Genomic DNA, 8,890 nt, shown 5'->3' on the forward strand with positions numbered 1-8,890 from the left:
CCTACTGGCGCCCGGCACGTTCTACGACGCGGCGACCGCGGCCGGCGGCGACGTCATCGCCGATCCGCTGCTGCTGCCGGACCGTCCGGCGCCGCGCGAGCTCGTCGAACTGGTGCTCGAGCGGTACGAGCAGGTCGACGCCGCGCGCCGCGAGCGCGCCTGAGGCGTACGAATGGCGGCGGCGACGCCGACTCTTCGGGGAGCGCGCGACGAGCGGGCTCCCCGTCGGCGACCTCAGGCGGTGAGGCTCGGCGTGCCGTCCGCCTCCGCGGCCCGCGCGAGCACGTCGGCGATGCGGCCCTTGCAGCCGCCGCATCCCGTGCCCGCACGCGTGTCCCGGCCCACGCACTCGACGGTCGTGTTGCCGCAGGCTGCCGACTCCTCGATGCGCCCCACGGTGACGCCGTTGCACCAGCACACGGTGCTCGACGGCGCGAACGCGTCGGCGTCGGCCGCGGGATCGTAGTCGGGACCGTCGAACCGCAGCAGCAGGGAGCGGTCGGCGGGCAGTTCGCCGCGCCGCTCGAACAGGAGCGTCAGCTCGGCGGCGGTGCGCGGCATCCCGACGCTCACGAAGCCGGTCAGCACGCCGTCCTCGGTCACCATCTTCACGTAGCGGAGGTGCTCGGGATCGGCCCACTGCGAGACGCGGCGGCGCGGRTGCAGGGCGTCGTCGTCCCACGGGTCGGCCGCGATCTCGCCCACGGCGACCACGTCGATGTGCTCGGCCTTGAGCATCACGATCGGGTCCCGTTCGCCCGGCACCGCGGCATCCGTCCCGCGCCCCGCTGCCTCGTCGGTGAACGCGGCGGCGAGCCACGACGCCTGGCGCCAGCCCGGTCCGATGAGGCCCGACGGCGCGCCGGGCAGCACGCGCTGGCCCGCGAGCTCATCGGTGCGCGGCGTCACTTGGGCGCAGTCGCCGATCGCGTACACGTCGGGGTCGCTCCACGACTGCAGCCGCTCGTTCACGACGACGCCGACGGCCGTGCGCAGGCCCGCGAGGGTGGCGAGCTCGTTGYGGGGGCTCACGCCGCAGGAGAGGACGAGCAGGTCGCCGCGCAGCTGCTTGCCGTCGGCGGTGACGAGCATGTCGAACCGGCGCCGGCCGTTCTCGTCCGTGCGGAACGCGACCGCCTCCGCACGGCTGTGCGCGATGACGGTGATGCCCGTACGCCGCAGCGCCGCACGCAGCACCTGCCCGCCGCCGCGGTCGAGGTTGCGCGGCATGGGGTGCGGCCCGTGGTGCACGACGCACACCTGCGCGCCGGCATGGGCCGCGGCGAGGGCGAGCTCGAGGCCGAGCACCCCGGCGCCCAGGACGATGATGCGGCGACGAGCGCGTACGGCCTCGAGCACCCGCTCGGCGTCGGCGACGTCGCGGAGCGCCGTGATGCCCTCGGGCAGCTCGTCGTCGCGCGCCACGAGCTGCCGCGCGTACTTCTCGAGCGACGAGAGGTCGCGGCGGTGCCGCTCCACGCCGTCGAGGGTCGGCACGTTCGCGCGCGACCCGGTGGCCAGCACGAGACGGTCGTAGGGCAGCTCCTCGCCCGTGCCGAGCCGCACCGTTCGCGACGCCCGGTCGATCGAGGTGGCAGCCACGCCCACGAGCATGCGGGCACCCGCCGCCTCGGCGGCCGCCGCATCGCCGACGAGCATGGCGTCGAGGTCGGTGTTGCCGACCGCGTACTCGGCGACGAGCACCCGGTTGTAGGCCTCGGTCTGCTCGCCGCCGACGACCGTGAGCGCGATGTCGCCGCGCTCGACCGACGGCAGCAGCTCCTCGACGAAGCGGGCGCCGACGGGGCCGTATCCGACGAGGACGATCCTCAGTGCGCTCATGCGGGGACCCCGGCTTCCATGCGGCTCGCGACGCAGGTGACGCGCACGACGTTGGTTTTGAACTCGGGCATCGACGAGATCGGGTCGACCGCGTCGCTCGTCAGTAGGTTGGCCGCCTGGGCGTCGCCGTAGTGGAACGGCAGGAACACGTCATCGGGTCGGATGTCGGTCGTGAGCCTCGCGCGGCAGCGCATCGTGCCGCGCGGGTTGGTGAGCTCGAGCGGATCGCCGTCGTCGATGCCGAGGCGCAGTGCGGTCGCCGGATGCATCGAGGCGAACGCCTCGGGCTGGGCGCCGAGCAGCTCGGGCACCCGCCGGGTCTGGGCGCCGCTCTGGTAGTGCTCGAGGAGCCGTCCGGTGACGAGGGTGAGCTCGCCGTCGGCCGGGCGCGGCCGCGCGGACTCGCGCACCGACACGGCCACCAGCCGGGCGAGCCCGTCGGGGTGCGCGAACCGGTCGGCGAAGAGGCGCGGAGTGCCCGCGCTGCCCCGCGGCATCGGCCAGTACGCCGCCTCGCCGCGGTCGAGCATGGCGTAGTCGATGCCGGAGTAGTCGGCGATGCCGCCCTCCGACGCGTCGCGGAGCTCCTCGAACACCCGCTCGGGGTCGGTGTCGAACGCGGCGCCGCACTCCAGCCTGCGGGCGAGCTCCGACAGGACCCACAACTCGTCGCGCACCCCCGCGGGCGGGGTGATGGYACGGCGGCGACGGATGACGCGGCCCTCGAGGTTCGTCATCGTGCMCTCCTCCTCGGCCCACTGCGTGACCGGGAGCACGACATCGGCGAGGGCCGCCGTCTCGGACAGGAAGAAGTCGCACACCACGAGGAGGTCGAGTCGCGCAATGCCCTCGCGCACCGCTTCCACGTTCGGCGACGAGACGACGAGGTTCGAGCCGTGCACGAGCAGCGCGCGCACGCCGCCCGGACGCCCGAGCGACTGCAGGAGCTCCACGGCCGGCACTCCGGGCCCGGGGATGTCCTCGGGCGCGACGCCCCACACGCGAGCGACATGGGCACGGGCCTCGGGATCCGTGATCTTGCGGTATCCCGGCAGCTGGTCGCACTTCTGCCCGTGCTCGCGGCCGCCCTGCCCGTTGCCCTGGCCGGTGAGGGTGCCGTAGCCGCTGCCCGCTCGGCCCGGGAGGCCTAGAAGCAGTGCGAGGTTGATCGCGGCCGTCGCGGTGTCGGTGCCGTCGACGTGCTGCTCCACTCCGCGCCCGGTGAGGATGTACGTGCCGTCTCCCGACGCGAGGCGCCGCGCGAGCCGCTTCAGCGTGAGCGCCGCGACGCCCGTCACCGACTGCACGCGTTCGGGCCACCACGACGCGACGCTGCGGCGCAGCGACTCGAACCCGGTCGTGCGGGCAGCCACGTAGTCGGCGTCGACGAGTCGCTCCGCGATGACGACGTGGATGAGGCCCAGCAGCAGGGCGAGGTCGGTGCCCGGCGCCGGCTGCACGTGCAGGCCCTTCCCATCGTCGGTGAGGCGCGCGGTCGCCGTGCGCCGGGGATCGACGACGACGAGGCCGCCCGCGGCCTGCGCGCCCCCGAGGTGCCCGATGAACGGCGGCATCGTCTCGGCCACGTTCGTGCCGAGCAGGAGCACGGTGCGCGCCCCGTCGAGGTCCTCGAGCGGGAACGGCAGGCCGCGATCGACGCCGAACGCGCGGTTGCCGGCTGCGGCCGCCGACGACATGCAGTACCGGCCGTTGTAGTCGATGCGGCTCGTGCCCAGCGCGAGCCGTGCGAACTTGCCGAGCAGGTACGCCTTCTCGTTCGTGAGCCCGCCGCCGCCGAAGACGCCCACGGCGTCCGCGCCGTGCGCCGAGCGGATGCCGCGCAGGCGCGCCGCGACGAGGTCGAGCGCCTCCTCCCACGACGCTTCGTGGAGCGCGCCGTCGGCGCCCCGCAGGAGCGGGGCGCCGAGGCGAGACGGTGCGCGGAGCAACTCCGCCGACGTCCATCCCTTCTTGCACAGGCCGCCGCGGTTCGTGGGGAAGTCGCGGCCGCTGACGGTCACGGGCGTCGCAGCGGTCGCGTCGTCCGCGGCATCCGTCGGCGTGAGGGTCATCGCGCATTGCAGCGCGCAGTACGGGCAGTGCGAGGGGGCGGCGGGACGGGGCATCCGGACTCGTTTCAGATCTTGTGTTCGCGGAGGCGGCTCGACCGCACGTAGACGACGTAGGTGAGCACGAGGAGCACGACGTAGGTGGCGACGAAGCCGAGGAACGCGGCGGCGTACCCGCCCGTGGACTGGAACGAGAGGTTCAGCGCCTGCGGGATGAGGAAGCCGCCGTACGCGCCGATCGCGGAGATGAGGCCGAGGGCGGCCGCGGCCTTCCGCTGGGTGGACACGTCGCCGGCGCCGCCGCCGCGCACCGCGAACACCACGGGGACCATGCGGTAGGTCGAGCCGTTGCCGATGCCGGCCGCGGCGAACAGCAGCAGGAAGAGGCCGAGGAACAGCCAGAAGCTCGCCACCGGGAGCGTCAGCAGCACGGCGAGGGTCACGGTGCCCATCACCGCGAACGCGGCCATCGTGATGCGGGCGCCGCCGAACCGGTCGGAGAGGCGGCCGCCGTAGGGACGGGCGAGCGACCCGACGAGGGCGCCGAGGAAGGCGAGGGAGACCGACGCGCCGCCCACGCTGATCGCGGAGAACTCGGGGAACTGGTCGGCGATGAGCTTCGGGAAGACGCTCGCGAAGCCGATGAACGACCCGAACGTGCCGATGTAGAGGAGCGACAGCATCCAGAGGTGCGGCTCCCGGAGCGCTGCGGCGGAGCCGGCGAAGTCGGCCTTCGCGCTCGAGAGGTTGTCCATGTACCGGTAGGCGCCGAACATGGCCACGAGGATCAGCGGCACCCAGATGATGCCGGCGAGGGGCACGTTGAGGGTCGCGCCCGCGCCGATCGTGATGACGATCGGCACGACGAACTGGGCGACGGATGCCCCGAGGTTGCCGCCTGCGGCGTTCAGGCCGAGCGCCCAGCCCTTCTCGCGCTGCGGGTAGAAGAACGTGATGTTCGACATGGAGCTCGCGAAGTTGCCGCCGCCGAAGCCGGCCAGCGCCGCGACCAGGAGCAGCACCCCGAACGGCGTCTCGGGGTTGGACACGCACACCGCGAGGGCGATCGTGGGCAGGAGGAGCAGGCCGGCCGAGACGATGGTCCAGTTGCGACCGCCGAAGCGGGGCACGAGGAACGAGTACGGGATGCGGAGGGTCGCGCCCACGAGGCTCGGGATCGAGATGAGCCAGAACACCTGGCCGGTGTCGAGGTCGAAGCCCGCCGCAGGCAGCGTGACGGCGACGATCGACCAGAGCTGCCAGACGACGAACCCGAGGAACTCGGCGAAGATCGACCAGTGGAGGTTGCGACGGGCGATGCCCCGGCCGACCGACTCCCACTGCGCGTGGTCCTCGGGGTTCCAGTGGTCGATCCAGCGACCGGGCCGGGTCGCCAGCGGCAGCGCGGTCGTGGTCGCGGTCGTGCTGGTGGTCGTGGTGATGCTCGGGTCAGCGGCCAGGGGTGCGGCGGCCTGCGGGGGAGCGCTGCTCACGGTCTGCGTCATCGGTGCCTCCGGGGGTGTCGGTCACGGGGTCGAACTCGTGCTGCCGACGCTATGGGGGTGGTGTTTCCGCGGATCGGTCCGGTCGTAAACCCTGCGTCTCCACCTGCTCACCCTGACCGCACGGTCGTGTGAGGTCGTGGTCACACGTCGATCCGGTAGCCGCGCTTGACCACGGTGGCGATCAGCCCCGGTACCCCGATCGTCTGCCGCAGGCGGCTGAGCGCAACCTCGAGGGCGTGCTCGTCGTTCGTGCCCGGCAGCCCCGCGGCCAGCCGCTCCCGCCCGACCACCGAGCCGCGCGCCTGCACGAGCGCGCGCAGGATCATCAGGGCGACCGGGGCGAGGGAGACGCGGCGATCGGCGACGTCGACGACCGAACCGCGCAGCGCGAGCGCTCCGTGTCGGGTCTCCAGGCGGATGACGCGCGTCGACTCGAGGTGCTCGCAGACGAGCCGGATGAGGGCGCCCATGCGGTAGCGCTCGGGCTGGATCGGCGTGATGCCCGCCGCGACGAGCGGCGCAGCGGTCACGGGGCCGACCGCGGCCGCTACCACGGGGCCGCACATGGCGTCGATGAGGTCGTCGTAGCGCCCGCGCGCCTCGGCGGCGCTGAACAGTGCATGCACGGCGGGGGCGCTCGTGAACGTGATGCAGTCCAGGCCCCCGGAGCAGGTCGCGTCGATGAGCCGGTCGACCCGGTCGTCGTCCTCGTCCGTCTCGATCCACCGGTACGGCTCGACCGTGAGCACGGTGTCGTGGGCGTCGCGCAGGCGGTCGAGCTGCGACGGGTTCAGGAACCCGTGCAGTTGCACGGCGACGGTCAGGCCCGGTGGGTGGGTCGCGAGCACCTCGTCGATGAGCGACTCCGTCGTCTCCTCGGCGCTCATGCCCACGTCGTTGAGTCCGGCGGCCCGGATGCCTCCGCGCGCCTTCGGCCCGCGCACGAGGATCGCCGTGTCGGACAGTACGTCGACGAGGTCCTCGCCGAGGCCCGCGGCATCCGCCACCTCGAACCAGCGCCGCACGCCGTAGGCCGTCGTGGCCAGGAGCACGTCGGGTCGGGCCGCGATGATCGCGCGCGTGTCGGCGATGACCGGATCGTCGGAGACCGCGTTGGCCATGCGCAGCGTCGGCGCGTGCAGCACCTGGGCGCCCCGCCTCGCCAGCGCGTCGATGAGGTCGGCCGAGCGGCGGTCGCTCGTGACGCCGATCCGGAAGCCCTCGAGCTGGTCGGGCCGGAAGCCCGGCGCGCACTCGATGACGTCGGTCATGAGGCGACCGCCGCGAACCCGGCCGCGCGCTCCATGAGCTCGGCGGCGCTCGCATCGCCGTCGTGCGCGAGGCGCACGACCTCGCCGACGACCACGACGGCCGGCGAGGTGACGCCGGCGCGGCCGGCGGCCACGACGATGTCGGTCAGCGAGCCGATGGTCGTGCGCTGGTCGGGGCGGAAGCCGCGTTCGACGATGGCCACGGGCATGTCGGCCGGCATGCCGAAGCGCGCGAGTCCGGCCGTGAGCGACGGAAGTGAGTTGACGCCCATGAGCACGACGATGGTGCCTCCGAGACCGGCGAGGTGTTCGAGCTCCGTCGCGGTCAGCGGCGCGTGGCCCGACACGACCGTGAAGAGATGGCTGAGGCCGCGATGGGTGAGGGGGATGCCCGCGGCCCCGGGCACCGAGACGGCGCTCGTGACGCCGGGGATGACCTCGACGGACACCCCGGCACGATGGCAGGCGAGCACCTCCTCGCTGCCGCGTCCGAGCACGTAGGGGTCGCCGCCCTTCAGGCGCACGGCGTGCCGCCCCGCGAGCGCGTGCTCGACGAGGAGCGCCTCGATCTCGTGCTGCGGGATGGCGTGGTGGCCGGGCCGCTTGCCGACGTCGACGAGCTCGGCGGTCGGCGCGTACTCCGCGAGCGCCTCGTACGGCGCGAGGCGGTCGAAGAGCACCACGTCCGCCTCGCCGAGGGCGCGCACCGCGGCGACGGTAAGCAGGTCGGCACGCCCCGGGCCGCCGCCGACGAGGGTCACCCGGCCGGTCATGAGTCGGCTCCCCGCACGGGGATGGTCGTCCCTGCGACGAGCACGGCCTCGCCGCGCTCCCGTTCCTCGGCGGTGGCGGGCCGGAACTGGTCGCGCTCCGACACCCGCGCGATGGAGGGGTCGGGCGTGTTCGGGGCGTTCACGAACGACCGGAACCGTCGGAGCCGGTCGGGATCGGCGAGGGTCGCCGCCCACTCGTCCTCGTAGGTGTCGACGTGCCGGGCCATGGCCTGCTCGAGCTCCTCGGCGAGGCCCAGCGAATCGTTGACGACGACGTCGCGCACGTGGTCGAGGCCGCCCTCCACGTCCTCGATCCAGCGTGCGGTGCGCTGCAGGCGGTCGGCCGTGCGGATGTAGTACATGATGTAGCGGTCGATGTAGCGCAGCAGCGTCTCGTCGTCGAGGTCGCCGGCGAGCAGCTGCGCGTGCGCCGGCTGGAACCCGCCGTTGCCGCCCACGTACATGTTCCAGCCCTGGTCGGTCGCGATGACGCCGACGTCCTTGGCGCGGGCCTCGGCGCATTCGCGAGCGCATCCCGAGACGCCGAATTTCAGCTTGTGCGGTGAACGGAGGCCGCGGTAGCGCAGCTCCAGCTGCACGGCCATGGCGACGGAGTCCTGCACGCCGTAGCGGCACCACGTCGAGCCCACGCAGCTCTTCACGTTGCGGAGCGCCTTGCCGTAGGCCTGACCCGACTCGAAGCCGGCGTCGACGAGCACCTTCCAGATGTCGGGGAGCTGGTCGAGCCGCGCCCCGAACAGGTCGATGCGCTGGCCGCCGGTGATCTTGGTGTAGAGGCCGAAGTCGGTGGCGACCTGGGCGATCACCGCGAGCTTCTGCGGGGTGATCTCGCCGGCGGGGATGCGCGGCACGACCGAGTAGGTGCCGTCCTTCTGCATGTTGGCCATGGCGCGGTCGTTCGTGTCCTGAAGGCCGCCGCGGCCGCCGTCGAGGATGTACGACCCGTGCTGGGTGGCGAGGATCGACCCGACGACCGGCTTGCAGACGTCGCAGCCTCGCCCCGTGCCGAGGCGCGCGACGATCTCGTCGAACGAGGTGAGCTCGAGCACGCGGATCGACTCGAACAGCTCCTGGCGCGAGAGCTCGAAGTGCTCGCAGAGCGCCCGCGAGGGCGTGATGCCTGCCTTCGTGAGCTCGGACTCGAGGAGCTTCTTCACGAGCGGCACGCACGAACCGCACTGCGTCCCGGCGCGGGTGCAGGCCTTCAGCTCGCCGAGGTCGGTGCATGCCTCGACGTGATCGGCGTGGCCACCGGCGACGGCGTCGCGGATGGTCCCCGCGCTCACGTTGTTGCACGCGCAGACGAGGGCGCCCGCGGGCAGCTCATCACCGGCTGGCGCCTCCATGCCCGACGCCGAGAGGTAGGCGGCGGGCTCACTCGACAGCTGCGTGCCGAGCAGGGGCCGCAG

The 8,890-nt window shown here is 73.0% G+C and carries 6 protein-coding genes; all 6 read right to left on the reverse strand.

Annotation, left to right across the window (positions count from 1 at the left end; translation table 11 throughout):
* Positions 1–234: 234 nt before the first annotated feature.
* Complete coding sequence (locus AC1DY2_RS10255) at positions 235–1,842, reverse strand: FAD-dependent oxidoreductase (RefSeq protein WP_476762331.1); 1,608 nt, start codon at positions 1,840–1,842, stop codon at positions 235–237.
* Positions 1,839–3,968 (reverse strand): molybdopterin oxidoreductase family protein, encoded by a 2,130-nt coding sequence (locus AC1DY2_RS10260; RefSeq protein WP_476762332.1) that lies wholly within the window; start codon positions 3,966–3,968, stop codon positions 1,839–1,841. Before AC1DY2_RS10260 ends, AC1DY2_RS10255 begins: the two co-directional genes overlap by 4 nt.
* 11 nt (positions 3,969–3,979) lie before the next feature.
* Positions 3,980–5,416 carry an MFS transporter gene (locus AC1DY2_RS10265; protein WP_476762333.1) on the reverse strand — a complete coding sequence of 479 codons (1,437 nt, stop codon included), beginning with the start codon at positions 5,414–5,416 and terminating at the stop codon, positions 3,980–3,982.
* A gap of 140 nt (positions 5,417–5,556) precedes the next feature.
* Entirely contained in the window at positions 5,557–6,687 is a 1,131-nt protein-coding gene (locus tag AC1DY2_RS10270) for a uroporphyrinogen-III synthase (protein ID WP_476762334.1), read from the reverse strand.
* Complete coding sequence (gene cobA, locus AC1DY2_RS10275) at positions 6,684–7,460, reverse strand: uroporphyrinogen-III C-methyltransferase (RefSeq protein ID WP_476762335.1); 777 nt, start codon at positions 7,458–7,460, stop codon at positions 6,684–6,686. The genes AC1DY2_RS10270 and cobA overlap by 4 nt, the downstream gene beginning before the upstream one ends.
* The coding region (locus AC1DY2_RS10280) for a (2Fe-2S)-binding protein (RefSeq protein ID WP_476762336.1) at positions 7,457–8,890 on the reverse strand (1,434 nt) is incomplete at its 5' end. The genes AC1DY2_RS10280 and cobA, both read right to left, overlap by 4 nt.

The sequence above is a fragment of the Agromyces sp. P1_H4 genome (assembly GCF_056405255.1).